This is a genomic window from Vibrio algivorus, assembly GCF_030161215.1.
Classification (GTDB): domain Bacteria; phylum Pseudomonadota; class Gammaproteobacteria; order Enterobacterales; family Vibrionaceae; genus Vibrio; species Vibrio algivorus.
Genome location: NZ_BSPV01000006.1, coordinates 300,485 through 320,629, shown reverse-complemented (window position 1 = coordinate 320,629; position 20,145 = coordinate 300,485). Strand labels below are relative to the sequence as shown.

Sequence of the window (20,145 nt, the reverse complement as noted above, 5' to 3'; positions counted from 1 at the left end):
CATCTTCACTTGCTTTAAAATAGTAGGTATTGAAAGTTGCCTACTAGAAACTAGAAACTAGAAACTAGAAACTAGAAACTAGAAACTAGAAACTAGAAACTAGAAACTAGAAACTAGAAACTTACTTCAATAACGGCTTAAGAAAATGCGCAGTATGCGATCCTTTAACTTTAACCACTTGCTCTGGTGTGCCTGCTGCGATGATTTCACCGCCACCACTACCACCTTCAGGACCTAGATCGATAATCCAATCGGCAGTTTTAATCACATCGAGGTTATGCTCAATGACTACTACGGTATTGCCGTGATCTCGCAGGCGATGTAAAACATTTAATAGCTGTTGAATATCGTGAAAATGCAGCCCAGTTGTAGGCTCATCCAATATATATAAGGTTTTACCTGTGTCGCGTTTTGACAGCTCTTTAGCCAATTTAACACGTTGAGCTTCACCGCCAGATAAGGTGGTTGCTGCTTGACCTAATCGGATATAAGACAGGCCTACATCAATCAGGGTTTTTAGTTTTCTTGCTATGACAGGAACGGGTTCAAAGAAAGTGTGAGCATCTTCAACCGTCATTTCCAGTACTTCATCAATACTCTTACCTTTGTAACGCACATCTAACGTTTCACGGTTATAGCGCTTACCTTTACAGGCATCACAAGGCACATATACATCAGGTAGGAAATGCATCTCGACTTTGATGACGCCATCACCTTGACAGGCTTCACAGCGGCCACCACGTACGTTAAAGCTAAATCGTCCCGGTTTATAGCCGCGAGAGCGAGACTCTGGCGTGCCGGCAAATAGTTCACGGATCGGGGTGAAAATGCCAGTGTAGGTGGCAGGGTTTGATCGCGGCGTTCGACCAATTGGGCTTTGGTTGATATCGATGACTTTATCAAAGTGCTCTAGCCCAGTGATTTTTTTGTAAGGTGCTGCCTCAGCTGTCGTCGCACCATTTAAGCGGGCGTGAGCGATTTTGAAGAAAGTATCATTGATTAGAGTCGATTTACCCGAACCAGAAACGCCAGTAACACAACTTAATAAACCAACTGGAATAGATAGGTTAACATTTTGTAGGTTATTACCGGTCGCGCCAAGCAATTCAACCGTTTTCTTCTTATCGATTGGAGTACGCTTTTTAGGTACTTCAATTTGTTTAACGCCACTTAAGTATTGGCCGGTAAGAGAATTGGGATTTTCAAGAATATCTTGCATTGTCCCTTCGGCAATTACATTACCCCCATGGACACCAGCACCTGGGCCTATATCAATGACGTGATCGGCTGCGCGAATGGCGTCTTCATCATGCTCGACAACGATAACCGTGTTACCTAAGTCACGTAGATGAATTAAAGTTTTCAGTAGGCGCTCGTTATCTCTTTGATGTAAGCCAATCGATGGTTCATCTAGTACGTACATTACGCCGACTAAGCCGGCACCAATTTGACTGGCGAGACGAATACGTTGAGCTTCACCGCCAGAAAGAGTTTCAGCACTACGCGATAAATTGAGGTAATTTAAGCCAACATTAATCAGGAAATTTAATCGGTCATTGATTTCCTTTAAGATCTTTTCAGCGATCTGAGCACGTTGTCCTGTGAGTTTTAACGACTCAAAAAATTGCAGCGCACCATAAATACTCATTTCGACTACTTGAGGTAGTGCAGTATTATCAATAAATACATGGCGAGCTTCGGTTTTTAGGCGCGCGCCTCCGCAGCTAGAACATGACTTATTAGAGATATATTTAGATAGCTCTTCGCGTACCGAGTTTGATTCAGTTTCATGATAACGACGATTTAGATTATTTAAGATCCCCTCAAAAGCGTGTCGTTTAACTCGAGTATCACCGCGATCATTAACGTATTTAAATTCGATTTCTTCCTTTTTCGATCCATGTAGTACTACATCACGGACTTTTTTGGGCAGTTTATTAAACGGTTGTTGTAAGTCAAAACCGTAATGTTCTGACAATGCTGTTAGCATATGGAAGTAATAGAAGTTCTTTTTATCCCAACCACGGATCGCACCATTAGCAAGGCTTAGATTTTCATCTTGAATCACGCGTTCTGCATCAAAGTACTGCTGCACCCCCAGTCCATCACAGGTTTCACAAGCGCCAGCTGGGTTGTTAAAGGAAAACAGGCGCGGTTCTAACTCACGCATGCTATAGCCACAGTGAGAGCAGGCAAAGTTGGCAGAGAATATAATATCTTCTTGCTGTGAGTCGTCCATCCAAGTAATGGTGGCAGTTCCGCCAGATAGCTCCAGTGCCGTTTCAAAAGATTCAGCTAAACGCTGTTGCAGGCCATCACGTACTTTAAAGCGATCTACTACCACTTCAATGGTGTGTTTCTTATGTAACTCAAGGGTAGGTGGATCGGAAAGATCGCAGGTCTCCCCATCAATGCGTGCGCGGATGAAACCTTGAGCGGCTAAGTTTTGCAGTGTTTTTACATGCTCACCTTTTCGTTCTTTGATGATAGGCGCTAACAGCATCAGCTTACTGTTTTCTGGTAGCTCTAATACCTTATCGACCATTTGTGAAATAGTTTGTGCCGCTAATGGGGTGTTGTGATCAGGGCAACGTGGCTCACCAACACGTGCGTACAATAGACGTAAATAATCGTAGATTTCAGTGATGGTTCCGACCGTTGAACGAGGGTTATGCGAGGTGGATTTTTGCTCAATTGAAATAGCAGGAGACAAGCCTTCGATATGATCCACATCCGGCTTTTCCATTAAAGATAAAAATTGACGAGCATAAGCAGAAAGCGATTCAACATAGCGGCGTTGACCTTCAGCATACAAGGTATCAAAAGCTAATGAAGACTTACCTGAACCCGACAAGCCTGTGATGACGATAAGTTTGTCACGTGGCATGGTGAGGTTGATATTTTTCAGGTTATGGGTGCGGGCTCCGCGAACTTCAATTGTTTCCATGCTTCACGCTCTCATAAATGATAGAAGTGATACCAATCTGTATCTTGGTTGAATATTGAGTAGGAGATAAGTATTACATAGGTTAAGAAAAGTGGAAATAGTTAGCTGTATAAAAATACAGTTGTAGCGATTAATAAGAGATAAAAAAAGGCCATAATAGTAATCTATTACGGCCTAGGAGAGCTTACGACTTAAGACGGTGACGGGTTACTTCTTACTCGTCTTAGTATCTTGATCTTTTAGATACATATTTTCGTAGCAGTAGTTAGTGGCTTCGATGTAGCCTTCAACGCTACCACAATCAAAACGCTTACCTTTAAATTTATAAGCCAAAACACAACCTGATTTCGCTTGCTTGAGTAGGGCGTCAGTAATTTGGATTTCACCACCTTTGCCAGGTTCAGTTTGTTCAATTAACTCAAAAATATCCGGAGTCATGATGTAACGACCAATAATCGCAAGGTTACTTGGTTCTGTGCCTGGCTCTGGTTTTTCCACCATGTCGTCCACACGATAAAGATCGTCTTTGATCATCTCACCGGCAATGACACCATATTTGTACACTTCATCTTTTGGTACTTCTTGTACCGCAACAATCGTGCAGCGAAATTGCTTATAAAGTGCGACCATTTGCGATAAAACGCCTTGATCTGGGTTTACACATAAGTCATCCGCAAGTACCACTGCAAATGGTTCGTCACCGACTAATTCACGGCCTGTTAAAATGGCATGACCTAAACCTTTCATTTCACGTTGGCGAATATAAGTAAAGTTAGCGCTGTCGATGATGTTGCGGATATCAACTAATAATTCTTCTTTGTTTGTCCCGCTAATTTGGTGCTCTAATTCATAGTTTTTATCAAAATGGTCAGTTAATGAGTGCTTACCACGACCGGTAACGATACACATGCCATTCATACCAGCTTGGATAGCTTCTTCAACGCCGTATTCAATTAACGGCTTATTAACGACAGGCATCATTTCTTTTGGCATAGATTTAGTTGCTGGTAAAAAACGAGTGCCATAGCCAGCCGCAGGGAATAGACATTTTTTGATCATGAGCGAGACCTTGTATAAATAGGAGATATCTGTGCGATAAAATAGCATTTTTTTCATTAGAAACACAAATATACCCAAGTAATCTCAAAATGCGAGTTTCAGCAAGAATAAAACAAGTTTTAGGTAAGGCAAATTGAATACGATCATAGTTATTCTATCTCTATTTAATTTAACGCAGCATAAAGCTTGTTTTAACTTGCCCATCGGGAGCTTCATCCAAGCCCTTAGCCTGTGTCAGATTTACTTGAAAGGTGCTTACATTCCGCATAAATCCTCCTTGTCTAAAGACTTGGATGATAGCTCTGAATTCTGCATCTTGAGGTCACTTGGGTATATAGTAAAGAACATGGCGGTTAAGAGTGGCATCTTCGTGATTACTTGAAATTAACCTTCAGATAAATAAAGCTGAGCCCAGTTGATGGCTTGCCTACGATTGCTCACATTAAGCTTTCTAAATATTCGATATAAATGAGACTTAATCGTATGCTCACTGACGAATAATGAGTCTGCAATATCTAGATTCGATTGGCCTATTTGTAGGTGGGTCAATATCTCTAATTCTCGACGGGTTAGTGATAACTTAGCCTTTACAGTTGGATTAGCTTGCTGGTGGTTAATCGCTTGCCAATGTTTAAATAATTTTATTAACAGTGATTTAGGAAGGCAGTTATGCCCTGCGAGCATTTTTATTAACTCGTCGCAAAACTGCTCATTGGGCGTTGAGTGATAAAAATAACCTGCCAAGTTATACCATTGAGAGACTAAGACTAAATTTGCTTTTTCAGGAGCGAAGATAAGAGCGCTTGCTTGAGCTTTTTTTAAAATAGGGAGTGTTTGTAATTCAAATAATTCTTCTTCGGTAAAGCGAGCATCAACAAGCAAAACGTAAGGTTCTTGTTGAGGTGAAATTTTATCCGCTTCATCGTAATTGATAAGCTTTAATTGAATATCAACCAGTGTGTTGATTATTGAGATAAAAGTGTCATTGGCTTCAATTAGTGGCGATAACAAATACACAGAGGTTTCTTGATTTTGGCAAGTCATGTCAACAGACCTTGGTTGATATTTTGAATATCGCGACTGTATGAAACATACAGCTTGAATAGTATAAACTTGTGCTGATTTTTTATACGATTCTTGGTTTTGAGAAGAGATTCACTGTATTCAATAATTTATGATGAATGCTTTGGAAGTTACTATGCTAAGTAGTGACTTTTGCTGTTGGTTATAGTGAACATGAAGGCGAATCTCAAAGTGATTTGAGGCGATATTATTATACCGTTAGCTGTATAAATCGTGATATGATCGACAGCTATTTTTGAAATGTATTAAGACGGAGCAGAACATGGCTAGCCGCGGAATAAATAAAGTAATTTTAGTCGGAAATCTAGGTAACGACCCAGAGATTCGTTATCTACCAAGCGGTGGTGCGGTTGCAAACATTACCATTGCTACTTCTGAAACATGGAGAGATAAAGCGACAGGCGAACAACGTGAAAAAACTGAATGGCACCGTGTTGCTTTGTTTGGCAAGTTAGCGGAAGTGGCAGGTGAGTACCTACGTAAAGGTTCTCAAGTATACGTTGAAGGTCAATTGCAAACACGTAAATGGCAAGACCAGAGCGGTCAAGACCGTTACACGACCGAAGTGGTTGTACAAGGCTTTAATGGTGTAATGCAAATGCTAGGTGGCCGTTCTCAAGGTGGACAAGCACCAGCAGCAGGAGGCAATCAAGGTAACTGGGGGCAGCCTCAGCAACCACAAGCACAACAATCTGCGCCGCGTGCACCTCAACAACAAGCACCACAGCAACAGGCTCCACAATATAATGAGCCACCAATGGATTTTGATGACGATATTCCATTTTAATGTCAGTGTACTTAACTGAATAAAAATGTTCGTCATCGCACGATTTGATAAAAAGCCGCGTCTTAAATGCGGCTTTTTTGTTATTATAACAAATAGATATACCCAAGTGACTTCAAGATGCAGAATTCAGAGCTATCATCCAAGTCTTTAAACAAGAAAGATTCGTACAGGAATGTAATCACCTTTTAAACGAATCTGACGCAGTGTAAAGGCTTGGATGAAGCTCCCGAAGGGCAAGTTAAAACAAGCTTTATGCTGCGTTAAATTAAATAGAGATAGAATAACTATGATCATATTCAATTTGCCTTGCCTAAAACTTGTTTTAATCTTGCTGAAACTCGCATTTTGAAGTTACTTGGATATATACCCCAATGAATTCTGCATCTTGAACTTACTTGGGTATAGTACTAATAGATTTCACTCGATATGGAACTTCGACTTAAATGAAACCTACTCCAACATTAAAACTGAGTACCCGCTTGGTTGCTTTTGTCACCATGATTGTTGTGAGTGCCATGTTCATATTATTCGTGGGAGGAGTGTTTACCTTTAAAAAAATGGGTGGACAATATGTCGATCAAAACTTGCAGCGTGTGACAACGGTTATTGATCAAGAGTTAGCTACACCACAAGATTTTGATGCTATGCGTCATTGGTTACCCAAATTATTACAAACCAGTAATGTTGGACAGTTGCAAATCACCTCACCAGCTGGTGTCATTTATACCTTCAAAAATAAATCTCTGCTGCAACAAGATGAGTTGTTGCTGTATAAAAAAACGTACCCGCTTGAGCGAAATCCAGATTATTTTGCTGAATTCCAAGTGGTGCCGCCTTATGCCAATAATAGTTATTCTTTTGAAGCATTCTTTTCGCTAACACTAGCAGTTATTTTAGTGATGTTTTGTTTATTGAAGGGGTTGCAATGGTTAAGGGAGCAACTATATGGATCTGAACTACTTGAAGAACGCGGTCGAATGATTTTAGCAGGGCGAGTAGAGCAGTATATAAAAGGCGATGAAAGAGAGTTTCCATATTCAGCTAGCCAAGCTTTAACTCAATTAATTGAAGAGTTAAATGATGCCAGACAAGAGCGCAGCCGTTTTGATACCTTCATTCGCACCCATACATTCTTGGATAAACTAACCGGTGCAGCTAATCGAGTGTTATTCGATAGCCGTTTGACCTCTGCATTGCAAGAAACTGGTGCAGGAGGTGGCGTTCTGGCCGTTGAAATTAATGGTTGGGATGAGTTTGTTGAAACCTCCGAAAAAGCTGAATATGAATCGTTTTTGGTTGCTGTTGGTCATGTATTGATGAATTTAACTCAAAAATATCCGAATTCAGTATTTGCTCGTTACTACAGCGGCCAATTTACTTTATTAATCCCTCATCAGTCAGAAAAAGAAATCTCTATCCTAGCAAGTCAGTGTATGAATCAGCTTAAAAAACTCGATATTCCAAGTGATTTAGATAGTGAAAACTGGTGTCACATCGGTGCAACAATGTTCTCAGAAGGAGAGCGTCGCGGTAAGATCATTGATGAAGCTGAAACGGCAATAAAAAGTGCCCGACTAGAAGGGGTTAATGGTTGGGCTAAGTTCAAAAAATATAAGCATCAACCTGTAGAATACCGTGGTGGAGTTCGTTGGCGAAACCTATTTGATTTGTCTTTAAGTCCAAATAAGCTATTTATTTATGAACAGCCTTGTTATCTAATAGAAAATGATAACTCTAAAATGATAGAACACCATCAATTATTCACTAGAATTCAAGATGAGAAAGGCGACATAATTAAAGCTTCTCGTTTCTTAACTGCAATTGAACAAGTTGGTTACGAGAGGATTTTGGATCAAGCAATACTTAAAACGGTATTTAATCAGCTGAAAAATGAATGGTTAGAGAATCGCTATGCGGTAAATTTATTTACTGTGCCATTTAAGAGAAAAGATTATCGTCGCTGGTTAAGAGACGAATTGCTGCAAATACCGACGGAAACAAGGCATCGATTAAGTTTTTCCTTTATTGAACGAAATTTAGTGACGGATCTTGATGTCATGCGCCCAGTTTTAAAGATGCTTTCAGGCTTGGGCTGCCAAATAATAGTGAACCAAGTTGGCAGAACAATCGTCAGCACTCACTATATAAAAACACTGCCGATTAGTTATTTAAAATTGCACCGTAGCTTGGTAAAACAAATAGATAGAAGAAGTGAGAATCAACTATTTATTCGTAGCATACTAGGTTCTTGTATTGACAGTAACACCAAAGTTATTGCAGTAGGCGTGGAAACTGAAAATGAATGGTCTGTCTTATCTCAATTAGGGTTAGACGGTGCTCAAGGGCGCTTCTTCGCAACTGAACAGCAATTACTGCCAAATATGGAAACAACACGCGTGATTAAGCCGGGTCGTAGAAACCGTTGGCGTAAATAGAGGGATTTAAACAATCTATGAGTCTTCACTCAATACTCCAGAACTTTATGAATAGAGGGCCAGAGGTATCAACACTTAGCATTGTCATGCTGAGTGACGGTATTTACTTGTCTAAAGTTGATCCAGAGTCTGGTCTGGAAGTTGCTTCTTTTCATGAGTTAACGGATAACAATTGGGATTTTGTTTTAAGCTCGGCACTAAAAGAGCATCAATGCCAAAACTTGAATGCTACCGTGACATTAGGTTCTCATTTATACCAAAGCTATCAAATTGATAAGCCGGCTATTCCTAAAGAAGAATGGCCGGTTGCGTTGCCTTTCTTATTGAAAGATCTCATTACAGAACGCGTTAATGAGATTGTAGCGGATGGAATTGAGCTTGCTGATAGCAATAAAATACAAGCTTATGTTGTTAGTAAGCGTTTTGTTGAGCAACTAAAGCAAGCACTTACTCACCGTAGTGTTAAATTATTAAATATCGCACCTGAAGATGAAGTGTGGGCGCACACACGTCCTGAGGTGCCAGCTTTCATTTTACTACATCGTTCACAAAACAGTGATTTTAGAATTGGTGCCTTTGTTAATCAGAGCTCGGTCTTTCAAAGAGCAGTTCGTGGTGTGGAATCGCCAATAACCGGTGAGTTCACCAGTTCATTGCAGATTGATGCCTTAGCACTTGAATTACAGCGTTCAATGGACTACCTATCAGCACAGTTGAAACAAGTTCAGATTAATAAACTGTTTATTTGTTGTGATGATGAAAATACCGAAGAACTACGAGAAGCACTGCAAGAACGTCTGAACGTAATGGTCGAGCCGTTACTACTATCTAATGTGACGCAAAAAAGCGGTGAAGTTTTAATTTATGAAGCTTATCAGTTAGGGCAAAAGGGGGTTAATTTATATCCCGAGCACCTTAAGCCAAAGAAAGATATATTTAATCTGAATATCGTTGTCGCCAGTTGGGCTGCTATGCTTCTGATTATGATGGTGATTTATAGTATCTATAATTATAACAATCATCAGCTAGATGAGCAGATTACGATAACAAACCGTCAAGCAACTGAACTGACTAACGAAGTCGCGGCGTTGAATAAGAAGTTAGCTGCACATAAACCTTCTCCAGCAAAACTCGCTGCGGTTGAGCGTTTACGAGAAGATGTCAAAACTAAGCAAGAGTCTTTGAAAGTTATTTCAAGCTTTGATTCACAGCTCCAAGTAGGGTACTCCGGCATTATGTCTGGTCTATCATCGATTGATAGAAGCGATATCTCGCTCACCAATATTGATATCAAAAATGGCAAAATGAATATTCAAGGTTTAGCTAAATCTCCGGAAGTGATCCCAAGCTGGGTACAACAGTTTAAAAATGAAATGAACTTGGTTGGTCGTACTTTCGAAAGCTTATCGATTGGTCGTGATGAAAATAACGTAGTGATCTTCTCCTTACGTTCGAAATCAGGAGATGAAGACTAATGGATCAATTGAAACACCAATGGGCAGAATTGAGCGCTAAATTTGCCAAACTTTCTGAACGTGAAAAGTGGCTGACGACTGCTGCTGGCTGGATTGCTGTTCTATTCTTGCTATATACCTTTGTGGTAGAGCCAGCCCAAATTGATCATAACGCTAAAACTCTTCGATTAGCCTCATTAAAAGGTCAAATTGGTCAGTTGCAAGGTGATGTGGAAGTCATTAAACATAAACTTGAGCAAGATCCAGATAAAGACGTTGATAAAGAATACACGGTGCTATTAACCGAAAGTCAGGATCTGTCACTACGTTTATCTAACGTTGTTGACAGTCTTGTGACGCCGAGTGGTATGGCGGAATTGCTTGAGCAAGTGTTAGAGAAAACGCACAAACTGAAATTGGTTTCTTTAACGTCTGTATCGAGTGAGCCAATTACGCGTGATGATTCCAATGAAGACATTGGTTACTACATCCATCCGGTTAAAATTGAATTAGCAGGTAACTACTTTGATATTTTAGAGTATCTTGCGGAATTAGAGCAGATGAAAGTGAAATATTACTGGCGCAGCTTTAATTATCAGGTCATTGAATACCCGCAAGCTCAATTGCAACTAGTCGTGTATACCTTAGGAGCAAAAAAGGAGTTTATTGGTGGTTAGAACCTTTATATTAAGCCTTCTTTTGAGCGTGCCTAGTAGCGTAATGGCACAAAATAGCGATCCAACGGCTCCGCTTGATTGGATGACAGGCAAAATACCAGCCGCTAAGCCCGGACCTGTTTATTACCGAGTACCATCCCTACAAAGCATTGTTTGTAATGATGGTGGTCAATGCCGAGCAATATTAAATGATAGAATAGTGAGTAAAGGAGAGTCGGTAAGTGGTTATCGAGTGGCTGATATTAGCCGTGAATATGTCACTCTAACTCGAGGATCTAAAACATGGAATTTAGAGCTCTTTTCTCAGATAAAATATTAAGGTTTCAAGGTTAACTTATGCGTAAACTTATTTTAAGTATCATGATTGCTTCGTTAGCAGGTTGCTCTATGGGACACAGAGATCCCACCGAAATTAAGCATGCCTTGAATCAAGCTGTTAATGAGAATAATAGTAGCTCGATTGATGACTTACCTGATTCCGTTCAATCAGATCTTATGCCAGATGTTGATGGAGCTCGCTCTAGTGCTAATGCTTCAGTTAAGCGTTTTCGAGTACAAGCACAAAGCGTCAATGCCAAAACATTCTTTGCTAGCTTAGTTCAAGGCACCGATTATAGTGTGATCGTGCATCCTGATGTGACAGGCCAAATTACTTTAAACCTTTCAGATGTCACATTAGATGAAGTGCTTGATTCAGTACGTGATATTTACGGCTATGACGTAGTTAAAAGCGGTAAAGTGCTCCAAGTGTATCCAGCTGGTTTACGAACGGAAACCATTCCTGTTGATTATCTGCAATTTAAACGCCGTGGTATGTCACTGACGACTATTACGACAGGCTCTGTTACATCTGAATATGATGATGATAGTAATGATAATAACAGTTCATCGACAACCAGTAGTAGCAATTCAAATAGCGATGACTACAGCAGCGATGATGGAATGTCGACAGAAACCAATGCGACTGGCGGTACTCGTATCGAAACCACTAACAAGAGTGATTTTTGGCCACAATTACATAAAGCGCTTAAATCAATGATTGGTAATGGCAATGGTCGTAGCGTGATCGTGTCACCACAAGCTGGCGTAGTTACTGTTCGGGCTTACCCAAATGAATTACGTGAAGTTAAAGCTTTCCTGGGCGCTTCAGAGAAACGCTTGCATCGTCAAGTGGTGCTTGAAGCGAAAATCATGGAAGTGACATTAAGTGATGGTTACCAGCAAGGTATCAACTGGTCAAATCTAAGTGGCTCGATCGGTGGTACAACGATTACTGGTGGCACATCTGGTTCTGGTATCGTTCCGGGGCTTAATACTATTGGGGATCTATTAGGTGGCGGCACTAACATGGTGATCAGTGATGGTAACTTTACTGCCGTGATGAACTTTATGGCGACCCAAGGCGACCTAAACGTACTATCTAGCCCGCGTGTGACTGCCTCAAATAACCAAAAAGCAGTCATCAAAGTTGGTGAAGATAAATACTACGTAACGGGTGTTGATGGTGAGGTAGGGAGTGGTGATAACGCGAATGTGGCACAAAATGTTGACTTAACGCCATTCTTCTCGGGTATTTCATTGGATGTAACGCCACAAATCGATGACAGAGGCAATGTGATGATGCACGTTCACCCCGCGGTTATTGATGTGACGACTGATAACACCTTAATTGACCTAGGAGACCAAGGTGGGATTTTAGAGCTACCACTAGCGAAAAGTTCAATTCGTGAATCTGATACGGTGGTACGTGCTAAAGATGGTGATGTTATCGTGATCGGTGGCTTGATGAGTACCGCTACAATTGAACAAACAACGAAGGTTCCATTTCTAGGTGACGTCCCTGGATTAGGACACTTATTCCGTAACACCAATCAATTAACTAAAAAGACAGAATTGGTTATTTTACTTAAACCAACCGTGGTAGGAGTGAACACTTGGTCTCAAGAAGTTGAAAAATCTCGTGACCTACTACAAGAATGGTTCCCAGATTCTGAATAATGGTTTATCAATCTTTCTTCGGTTTGAGTCAGGCACCTTTTAGCCTGACTCCGACAACAGCACTTTTTTACGGTTTAGAGCCTCATTATGAAGCGATTCAGACTGTGCTCAGTGCTGTTGAAATGGGCGAAGGGATTGTTAAAGTGACGGGTGAAGTTGGTACAGGTAAAACTTTGGTTTGCCGGATGTTGATCAACCAGCTAAAAAGTAATGTCCATCTAATTTATTTACCAAATCCTATTCTCACCGGATATGAATTAAAACAAGCGGTTGCGCATGAGTTGTCGTTACCAAATGATGTTGATTCGGTTAATTTAGTGGATGCAATTCATCTGAAACTATTAGAGATACATCGAAGTGGTCGCACTGTAGTGGCACTGATTGATGAAGCTCAGGCATTAAGTGATGAGGCGATAGAGACACTACGTTTATTTGGTAACTTAGAAACCGAGCATCGCAAATTATTACAAATGGTGATTTTAGGGCAACCAGAGCTTGATGAACGCTTACAGCAGCATAGTTTACGTCAGTTTCGTCAACGTATTACGTTCAGTGCACAATTAAGAGCGTTAACCATGAGTGAAACCGTTGCCTATATCGAGCACCGAATGATTCAAAGTGGCGGCGAATCCGAAGTGTTTAGCCTTCACTTAAAAAAATCCATATGGAAAGCGACACAAGGCATTCCTCGAATGATTAATCAAGTGTGTCATAAATCGTTATTAATGGCTTTTATGGAACAAAAAAAACAGGTGGAGAATCACCATCTGTTTAGCGCGTTACATGACACCTTTGATGTTAGAAAACCAAAATATAAGACACCATATTTATGGGGTTGGAGTTAAACATGAGTACCATTAATAACGCTTTATCAAAATTAGCGGAGCAACAGTCAGCTCAAAATGAATCAGCGACAGTACCAAATACTGCTGGCTCTTTGGTGAGAGCTAAGGTTGCTCCGGTTAAATCATCTCGTTTGGTATGGGCAATTGGTGGCTTTACGTTAAGTCTCGGCCTTGGTGCTTGGGCGGTAAGCAGTGCGCCAAATCCAATCCAAACCTCTGTGATGGTGCAAAACGATACCCAATTAGCTCAACCTGCCACGCTGGCATCAATACCGACTATGCCTAGTAACACGAGTAAAGTGGTTGAGCCAGTATATGCGACAATATATGAAGTACCCAAAGTAGCCGTTGCACCTTCTCCCGCGCCACAAGCCGTTCAATCGACAAGTAAAACCATTGCTGTAATGAAACCTGTGACAACTAAGCCTGTAATAGCAGAGGTTAATACTCCAGCACAGTCATCTACCCCTCTGCGTTCTGTCGCTTCTGCGAAACCATCAAACGATGGCCTATTACTGGCTTCCAATAGTACACAACCTACCGTAACTCAAGAAGCTAACGAGTCTTCAATGCAAGTTCAACATGTTGAGCTGACTCATCGCCAAATGGCCGACAAAGCAATTGAACGTGCTAATAAAGCGTTAGAGTCAAATGACTTTGAGGGCGCAAGTGCAGAGTTCCAAACCGCGTTACGCTATGTTCCTGAAGATGAAAATACTCGCCGTAAGTTAGCAGCTCTGTACTATGGCAATAATCAAGTTCGTAAATCAGCGGAATTGCTCGAAGAAGGCATAAGAATTAACAAGAACAGCACTGCGCTACGTATGTCTTTAGCTGGAATTTTATTAAAAGAAGAACAGCCTGAAGCAGCATTAAGTAGCCTAGGTTATCTACCTGATGACGTGACAGATAAATACCTAGCAATGCGTGCCGCACTGGCTCAAAAATTAAAGAATAATGAATGGGCACTGCAAAGTTACCAAATGCTGTCTCAACGTGATCCTGAAAATGGCCGTTGGTGGCTTGGGCTTGGTATTCAACAAGAGCGCAGCGCACAGCTAAAAGAAGCGAAAGAGTCCTACACAAAGGCCCTAACTATGGTTGGTCTATCATCACAATCTCAAGCGTTTATTCGTGACCGTATTAATGTTCTGAAATCTTTAGAGCAAGGAGCAGACTAAGTATGGCTCAAGTTAAATTACGTAAACGTCTTGGTGACTTATTAGTTGAAGAAAACGTTATCTCGCAAGCTCAGCTTGATACTGCGCTCGGATCACAAAAATCAACAGGCCGGAAGCTTGGGGATACTTTAATTCGTTTAGGCTTTTTGACCGAGCAGAAAATGTTGGTGTTTCTTTCTCAACAACTTGCTCTGCCGTTAATCGATTTAAGCCGTGCGAATATTGATGTCCAAGCGGTGCAATTGCTGCCTGAAGTACATGCACGTCGACTTCGCGCTTTAGTCATTGGTCATAATGGTAACGCACTGCGTGTTGCTATGAGTGATCCAGCAGACCTTGCGGTACAAGAGTCGCTGTTAACTCAGTTAAGTAATTACTCATTGGAGTTTGTGGTTGCCTCTGAAAAGCAGCTATTGAGTTGCTTTGATCGTTTTTATCGTCGTACCAAAGAAATTGCCTCTTTTGCCGAACAGTTACATGCGGAACACCAAGGGAGTACAGTATTTGATCTCGCGTTTGAAGATGATGAAAGCGAAGAAGTTACCGTCGTAAAACTGATCAACTCATTGTTTGAAGATGCGATTCAAGTCGGGGCGTCAGATATTCATATCGAACCAGATTCGGATGTTCTGCGCTTACGTCAACGTATTGATGGTGTATTACATGAAACCTTGCTCAATGAAGTGAATGTGGCTTCTGCCTTAGTATTGCGTTTGAAATTAATGGCCAACATGGATATTTCAGAAAAGCGTTTACCACAAGATGGTCGCTTTAATATCCGAGTACGTGGTCAGTCGGTGGATATCCGTATTTCAACTATGCCAGTACAATTTGGCGAATCTGTGGTAATGCGTTTATTAAACCAATCTTCAGGCATTCAATCGCTTGATGAATCAGGCTTATCACCAGATCTGCTCATCCGTTTCCGACAACAGCTGCGTCGGCCACATGGTATGATTTTGGTTACCGGGCCAACTGGCTCTGGTAAAACCACCACTTTATATGGTGCGTTATCGGAACTGAACGAGCCGGGAAAAAAAATCATTACCGCCGAAGACCCGGTGGAATATCGTTTGCCTCGTGTCAACCAAGTACAAGTAAACTCTAAGATCAATCTGGAGTTCTCAACAGTGTTACGTACTTTCTTGCGTCAAGATCCCGATATCATCTTAATTGGTGAGATGCGTGACCAAGAAACGGTAGAGATAGGTTTGCGTGCAGCATTAACTGGCCACTTGGTATTGTCTACGCTGCATACTAATGATGCTGTGGATAGTGCACTGCGTATGATGGATATGGGCGCACCGGGCTACTTAGTGGCAAGTGCGGTACGTGCGGTAATGGCGCAGCGTCTTATTCGTAAAGTTTGCCTTGATTGTAGTGATGAACATGAACCAGATGCGTCTACTCAGCAATGGATCGCAACGCGTTTCCCTAATCAAGTAGGGGCCAGCTTTAAAAAAGGCACTGGCTGTCAAAACTGTAACTTAACTGGCTACCGTGGCCGTATTGGTGTGTTTGAATTATTGGAGCTTGACCAACCAATGATGGATGCATTGCGTTGTAATGATGCCGTTGGTTTTTCTGTCAAAGCTCGTCAAACTGAAGGATATAAACCCTTGCTTGCTTCAGCAATGGAATTGGCTCTGCAAGGTGTCGTTAGCTTAGATGAAGTAATGATACTTGCAGAAGGGGATTCTTCTGCTAATCAACAACCGATTCTGCTGTAAGGAATATTGAATGCCAACTTATCAATATCAAGGCAGAAACGCGCAAGGCAAGCAAGTTTCAGGACAAGTTGACGCACCAACCGAGGAGCTCGCGGCAGAATCGCTTTTTTCTCGAGGGGTTATACCAACATCAATCAGCAGAGGCGGTAAAGCAAAGAAGGAGTTTGATCTTGCCGAACTCTTTGCCATTGCCGTGCCGCTTGAAGTCTTCATCATCTTTTGTCGCCAGTTGTATAGCCTGACTAAAGCTGGTGTTCCTTTGTTGCGTGCAATGAAAGGCTTGACTCAAAATTGCACCAATAAGCAATTAAAAGAAGCACTAGAAGATGTTAGTACTGAATTAACCAATGGTCGTAGCTTTTCGGCTGCTTTACAGCTACACCCTACTGTGTTCACACCACTGTTTGTTTCACTGATCCATGTAGGTGAAAACACCGGTCGTTTGGATGAGGCATTATTACAGCTTAGCCATTATTACGAAAAAGAAGTTGAAACCAGAAAACGAATTAAAGAAGCACTACGTTATCCTAGTTTTGTAATTGGTTTTATCGGTATTGCGATGGTGATTTTGAACATCATGGTAATTCCTAAATTTGCTTCAATGTTTGAGCGTTTTGGTGTTGATTTACCCTTGCCAACACGTATGTTGATCGCCACCTCTAACTTCTTTGTTGATTATTGGGGGTTACTATTAGCCCTTTTTGTTGGTGCGATATTTGGTTTTAAATCTTGGGTAAGCCGTGCTTCTGGTCGAGAGCGGTGGGATAAGTTCAAGCTACATATGCCACTTGTGGGAAGTATTGTAAACCGTGCGCAAATGTCACGATTCTCACGAACCTTTTCCTTGATGCTTCGTGCTGGTGTACCGATTAACCAATCATTGGCATTAGCTGCCGAAGCACTAGGTAATCGGTTTTTAGAAGTTCGTTTATTGGAAATGAAAGCGGCCATTGAAGCGGGGGGGAATATTTCAACCGCTGCCGTCAACAGCGATATTTTTACCCCGTTGGTTATTCAGATGATCGCGGTAGGTGAGGAAACTGGTCGTATTGATGAGCTGCTACTTGAAGTGGCTGATTTCTACGAACGTGAAGTCGATTATGACCTGAAAACCTTAACCGCACGTATTGAACCGATTTTATTGGTCATAGTAGCAATTATGGTCCTGATTTTAGCATTGGGTATATTCTTACCGATGTGGAATATGTTGGATGTGATTAAGGGGGGATAAAGCCCCTAGATTGCGAGTTTCTAGTTTCTAGGAAAAGCAAGAGCAAAAATAAAAGCAAAAGCGCGAATCAAGCAACGAATAATGAGGTGCCCGGGAGTTGAAAAAACAACAACGATCACTCCTAGGAACTAGGAACTAGGGACCAGAAACTAGGAACTAATAGAAACCATGAGCGATACCAATAAACAACTCAAGTTTATTGAGTCGTTAGCGTTGAAGGTAAAAGTCGTGCCTTGCAGTGTGAGTATCAATTTTATAGTAGGACGAATGAATTCATGAATATTGATAATCTTATTTATAGAGTAGCGACTATGGCTATGGTTTTTTAAAACGATGAAAAAACAGTCAGGCTTTTCTCTGTTAGAATTAGTTATAGTGATAGTAGTGATTAGCTTAATCGCCATTATTGCTTTACCTAAATATTTGAATATCGTAGAAGAAGCGAAAAAAAGTAGCGTAGAAGGTGTTGCGGCTGGCTATGCAGCTGCGGTATTGTCAGCTCGATCTCAATGGGAAGTGAATCGTAGGCCGAAAAAACAATCGGGACGTTCAAATTATAATTATGTTGAATTAGATGGTTCACCATTATGGCTAACCGATAACGAAGCTTCAGGGTTAAGTGGTTATTTAAATGGTTATCCTATGTCAGTTCGAGAAGATAACTCAGAGTATACCACCACCATCACTAATGAGGGTTGTGTGTTATTAATGGAATACTTGCTGCAGAACCCACCGTTAACCCAAAGTGTGGATGTAGCGCAACAAGATAAGAGTGAGAATGTGCGTTATTTAGCAAAGGCACAATCGAACGCTTGTATTTATTTTCAGCAAGAAGGGGCAAAGCACTCCTTTACGTATGAAATGAAAACTGGTCGTGTGACCGTAAACTTACAGCCATAATTTATGGCAGTATCGTAAACTTAAAACATAGAGAGAAAGTACTATGAAAAAACAAGGCGGTTTCACCCTAATCGAATTAGTGGTTGTAATTGTAATCCTAGGTATTCTTGCTGTAACGGCGGCACCTAAATTCTTAAACCTTCAAGATGATGCAAAAGTAAGTGCGGTTAAAGGCCTTTCTGGTGGTATGAAAGGTGCGGCTGGCATCGTTTATGGTAAAGCGGCTATTCAAGGTGTAGATCGTTCAGATACAGCTGTTACAGTTTCATCTGCTGATGGTACAGAGGTCGAAACTATCTATGGTTACCCAACAGCTACAGCTGATGGTATTGAAGCTGCGGTTGATGGTTTACCTGGTGATTGGTCTAATATGACAACTGCTGCTGCATCTGTTATTTCTGGTGCAGATGCTGTTGCTTACGGATTTACTAACTTTCCATGTGTTGCTATTTATACTCAAGCAACAGATAGCGCTCCTGCAACTGTAACTATTGCTAATGTTGATGGCGAAGCTAGCGATATTCAATGTGAGCTTAATCCATCAAACTAATTTTAATTGGTTTAATAAAGCGGGGTTTATACCTCGCTTTTCTCATTTTAAATTTAAGTAGTTAAATGTTGAACTCAAAGTTGTCTTACTTCTTACTCCCAATCTCTAGGGACTAAGAACTAGGAACCAATAGCCAAAAAACTAAAAATCGAATACAGGCGCAGCCAAATGCTGAAACGTTATTCTTCACAGTGTGGTTTTACGTTAGTTGAGCTCACCATAGTTATCGTTATATTGGGAATACTTTCTGTATTTGCCGCCAGTCGCTTTCAAGGCGCATCCTCTTTTTCTCCTTATGCAGCACAAGCACAAGCAATTTCTGTTATTCGTCAAATTCAATTAGCGCGTATGCAGTCTAATACTCAAGATGGCTCAGGAAACCCACAATATCAATTACATGTCTCAACTACTTGCCTAGGCTCTCAGGCGGCTTGTAATGGTAATGAGTCATTGAGTAGCAAGGTTCAAGTTGATGGGCAAAATTTAGCTTTTACTGTTACTCCTGATTTTGGTGTCCTCCAATTTGATTTACTCGGACGCCCATTTGTTGATGGAGGATTACCAATTGGATCTTATTACACCATTACTATAAAAGCGCATGGTAATAATATTGAAAGTCCCCAAGTTTGCATTAACTCAGAAGGCTTTGTTTCTGGTGGAGATTGTGACAATGAATAATAAAAACAATCGTAATGCTCATCAGCGAGGATTCACCTTAATAGAAAGTATTGTCGCCATGGTGGTGATGGGCATTGCTATGACTATTTTATTTTCTATCTTTTTTCCGCGAGTTGAAGATTCAGGCCGCCCACAATACATTGTACGTGCATCAGCTTTAGGACAAAGCGTAATGAATACTATTTTGTCGCGTGGGTTTGATGACAATAGTGATCCAAGTGGTAGCCGAATTCGTTGTGATGATGAAGGTAATCCTGATGCAGTTGATGTTGAGATTCAAGAATGTTCATCCGCTCTTGGCCCAGAGGAAGAGACAGCAAACGCTTTTAATGACGTGGATGACTACATTGGATGTTGGTATGCCGCTGATGTGCAATGTACAGAAAGCAACTCTTACCCTTTGTCAGATTTGATCAATAATAGTAACCAATATCCACATTTTAAAGTGATGGTGGATGTCATGAATATTAATAATAATGGCACTGAGTCGTTTACTGACAGTAAACACACCATGAAAAAAGTGACATTGACGGTTTCCTCCCAAAATTACGAAAGCGTTAAATTCGTAGGTTATAAAGGAAATTACTGAT

Annotated in this window: 18 protein-coding genes; 14 read left to right on the top strand and 4 right to left on the bottom strand. The window is 41.0% G+C overall.

Annotated elements, in window-relative coordinates:
* Nucleotides 1-121: 121 nt before the first annotated feature.
* The 3 genes from uvrA to QQJ93_RS10525 all read right to left on the bottom strand — a co-directional run bounded on the left by uvrA (nt 122) and on the right by QQJ93_RS10525 (nt 5,050).
* Entirely contained in the window at nt 122-2,947 is a 2,826-nt protein-coding gene (gene uvrA, locus QQJ93_RS10535) for an excinuclease ABC subunit UvrA (RefSeq protein WP_089122261.1), read from the bottom strand.
* Nucleotides 2,948-3,154: 207 nt separating this feature from the next.
* Entirely contained in the window at nt 3,155-4,006 is an 852-nt protein-coding gene (gene galU / locus QQJ93_RS10530) for a UTP--glucose-1-phosphate uridylyltransferase GalU (protein WP_089122262.1), read from the bottom strand.
* A gap of 384 nt (nt 4,007-4,390) precedes the next feature.
* Nucleotides 4,391-5,050: a LuxR C-terminal-related transcriptional regulator gene (locus tag QQJ93_RS10525; protein ID WP_089122263.1), complete on the bottom strand. Its 660-nt coding sequence runs from the start codon at nt 5,048-5,050 to the stop codon at nt 4,391-4,393.
* A 301-nt stretch (nt 5,051-5,351) separates the two neighbouring features.
* On the opposite strand from QQJ93_RS10525, the gene QQJ93_RS10520 reads away from it, so the two are divergent.
* Entirely contained in the window at nt 5,352-5,876 is a 525-nt protein-coding gene (locus QQJ93_RS10520) for a single-stranded DNA-binding protein (RefSeq protein WP_089122264.1), read from the top strand.
* A 147-nt stretch (nt 5,877-6,023) separates the two neighbouring features.
* Here the strand turns inward: QQJ93_RS10520 and QQJ93_RS10515 are convergent, their stop codons facing one another.
* Nucleotides 6,024-6,170, bottom strand: a complete 147-nt coding sequence (locus tag QQJ93_RS10515) for a hypothetical protein (RefSeq protein ID WP_284186084.1) — start codon at nt 6,168-6,170, stop codon at nt 6,024-6,026.
* Nucleotides 6,171-6,319: 149 nt separating this feature from the next.
* On the opposite strand from QQJ93_RS10515, the gene csrD reads away from it, so the two are divergent.
* From csrD to QQJ93_RS10450, 13 genes are all read left to right on the top strand, one after another.
* Nucleotides 6,320-8,311 carry an RNase E specificity factor CsrD gene (gene csrD / locus QQJ93_RS10510; protein WP_089122265.1) on the top strand — a complete coding sequence of 664 codons (1,992 nt, stop codon included), beginning with the start codon at nt 6,320-6,322 and terminating at the stop codon, nt 8,309-8,311.
* Between the two features lie 47 nt (nt 8,312-8,358).
* Nucleotides 8,359-9,786 carry an MSHA biogenesis protein MshI gene (locus QQJ93_RS10505; protein ID WP_284186083.1) on the top strand — a complete coding sequence of 476 codons (1,428 nt, stop codon included), beginning with the start codon at nt 8,359-8,361 and terminating at the stop codon, nt 9,784-9,786.
* Nucleotides 9,786-10,442, top strand: coding sequence for a type II secretion system protein GspM (locus QQJ93_RS10500; RefSeq protein WP_089122267.1), 657 nt, complete (start codon nt 9,786-9,788; stop codon nt 10,440-10,442). The genes QQJ93_RS10505 and QQJ93_RS10500 overlap by 1 nt, the downstream gene beginning before the upstream one ends.
* A 43-nt stretch (nt 10,443-10,485) precedes the next feature.
* Nucleotides 10,486-10,761, top strand: a complete 276-nt coding sequence (locus QQJ93_RS10495; protein WP_416376206.1) for an MSHA biogenesis protein MshK — start codon at nt 10,486-10,488, stop codon at nt 10,759-10,761.
* A gap of 17 nt (nt 10,762-10,778) precedes the next feature.
* On the top strand, nt 10,779-12,440 hold the full coding sequence (gene mshL, locus QQJ93_RS10490; protein WP_089122269.1) for a pilus (MSHA type) biogenesis protein MshL: 1,662 nt from the start codon (nt 10,779-10,781) through the stop codon (nt 12,438-12,440).
* Entirely contained in the window at nt 12,440-13,285 is an 846-nt protein-coding gene (locus QQJ93_RS10485; RefSeq protein WP_089122270.1) for an ExeA family protein, read from the top strand. The genes mshL and QQJ93_RS10485 overlap by 1 nt, the downstream gene beginning before the upstream one ends.
* A 2-nt stretch (nt 13,286-13,287) precedes the next feature.
* Complete coding sequence (locus QQJ93_RS10480) at nt 13,288-14,466, top strand: tetratricopeptide repeat protein (protein ID WP_089122271.1); 1,179 nt, start codon at nt 13,288-13,290, stop codon at nt 14,464-14,466.
* 2 nt (nt 14,467-14,468) lie between these two features.
* Nucleotides 14,469-16,196, top strand: coding sequence for a GspE/PulE family protein (locus QQJ93_RS10475; protein ID WP_089122272.1), 1,728 nt, complete (start codon nt 14,469-14,471; stop codon nt 16,194-16,196).
* A 10-nt stretch (nt 16,197-16,206) separates the two neighbouring features.
* The gene (locus QQJ93_RS10470) at nt 16,207-17,427 is read left to right on the top strand and encodes a type II secretion system F family protein (RefSeq protein WP_089122273.1); all 1,221 of its coding nucleotides are present in this window, start codon (nt 16,207-16,209) and stop codon (nt 17,425-17,427) included.
* A gap of 333 nt (nt 17,428-17,760) precedes the next feature.
* Nucleotides 17,761-18,327, top strand: a complete 567-nt coding sequence (locus QQJ93_RS10465) for a prepilin-type N-terminal cleavage/methylation domain-containing protein (RefSeq protein ID WP_089122274.1) — start codon at nt 17,761-17,763, stop codon at nt 18,325-18,327.
* Nucleotides 18,328-18,370: 43 nt separating this feature from the next.
* Nucleotides 18,371-18,877 carry a type II secretion system protein gene (locus QQJ93_RS10460; RefSeq protein WP_089122275.1) on the top strand — a complete coding sequence of 169 codons (507 nt, stop codon included), beginning with the start codon at nt 18,371-18,373 and terminating at the stop codon, nt 18,875-18,877.
* A 168-nt stretch (nt 18,878-19,045) separates the two neighbouring features.
* On the top strand, nt 19,046-19,555 hold the full coding sequence (locus tag QQJ93_RS10455; RefSeq protein ID WP_089122276.1) for a prepilin-type N-terminal cleavage/methylation domain-containing protein: 510 nt from the start codon (nt 19,046-19,048) through the stop codon (nt 19,553-19,555).
* Nucleotides 19,548-20,144 (top strand): type IV pilus modification PilV family protein, encoded by a 597-nt coding sequence (locus QQJ93_RS10450; protein ID WP_089122277.1) that lies wholly within the window; start codon nt 19,548-19,550, stop codon nt 20,142-20,144. Before QQJ93_RS10455 ends, QQJ93_RS10450 begins: the two co-directional genes overlap by 8 nt.
* Nucleotide 20,145 lies beyond the last annotated feature (1 nt).

Bases quoted from the DNA above. Each gene is read 5' to 3' on its own strand.
- QQJ93_RS10480 (WP_089122271.1), top strand. From the start codon at position 13,288: ATGAGTACCATTAATAACGCTTTATCAAAATTAGCGGAGCAACAGTCA.
- QQJ93_RS10460 (WP_089122275.1), top strand. From the start codon at position 18,371: ATGAAAAAACAAGGCGGTTTCACCCTAATCGAATTAGTGGTTGTAATT.
- QQJ93_RS10500 (WP_089122267.1), top strand. From the start codon at position 9,786: ATGGATCAATTGAAACACCAATGGGCAGAATTGAGCGCTAAATTTGCC.
- QQJ93_RS10505 (WP_284186083.1), top strand. From the start codon at position 8,359: ATGAATAGAGGGCCAGAGGTATCAACACTTAGCATTGTCATGCTGAGT.
- QQJ93_RS10465 (WP_089122274.1), top strand. From the start codon at position 17,761: ATGAAAAAACAGTCAGGCTTTTCTCTGTTAGAATTAGTTATAGTGATA.
- QQJ93_RS10470 (WP_089122273.1), top strand. From the start codon at position 16,207: ATGCCAACTTATCAATATCAAGGCAGAAACGCGCAAGGCAAGCAAGTT.
- QQJ93_RS10525 (WP_089122263.1), bottom strand. From the start codon at position 5,050: ATGACTTGCCAAAATCAAGAAACCTCTGTGTATTTGTTATCGCCACTA.
- QQJ93_RS10495 (WP_416376206.1), top strand. From the start codon at position 10,486: ATGGCACAAAATAGCGATCCAACGGCTCCGCTTGATTGGATGACAGGC.
- uvrA (WP_089122261.1), bottom strand. From the start codon at position 2,947: ATGGAAACAATTGAAGTTCGCGGAGCCCGCACCCATAACCTGAAAAAT.
- QQJ93_RS10485 (WP_089122270.1), top strand. From the start codon at position 12,440: ATGGTTTATCAATCTTTCTTCGGTTTGAGTCAGGCACCTTTTAGCCTG.
- QQJ93_RS10475 (WP_089122272.1), top strand. From the start codon at position 14,469: ATGGCTCAAGTTAAATTACGTAAACGTCTTGGTGACTTATTAGTTGAA.
- QQJ93_RS10520 (WP_089122264.1), top strand. From the start codon at position 5,352: ATGGCTAGCCGCGGAATAAATAAAGTAATTTTAGTCGGAAATCTAGGT.
- QQJ93_RS10515 (WP_284186084.1), bottom strand. From the start codon at position 6,170: ATGATCATAGTTATTCTATCTCTATTTAATTTAACGCAGCATAAAGCT.
- mshL (WP_089122269.1), top strand. From the start codon at position 10,779: ATGCGTAAACTTATTTTAAGTATCATGATTGCTTCGTTAGCAGGTTGC.
- QQJ93_RS10455 (WP_089122276.1), top strand. From the start codon at position 19,046: ATGCTGAAACGTTATTCTTCACAGTGTGGTTTTACGTTAGTTGAGCTC.
- csrD (WP_089122265.1), top strand. From the start codon at position 6,320: ATGAAACCTACTCCAACATTAAAACTGAGTACCCGCTTGGTTGCTTTT.
- QQJ93_RS10450 (WP_089122277.1), top strand. From the start codon at position 19,548: ATGAATAATAAAAACAATCGTAATGCTCATCAGCGAGGATTCACCTTA.
- galU (WP_089122262.1), bottom strand. From the start codon at position 4,006: ATGATCAAAAAATGTCTATTCCCTGCGGCTGGCTATGGCACTCGTTTT.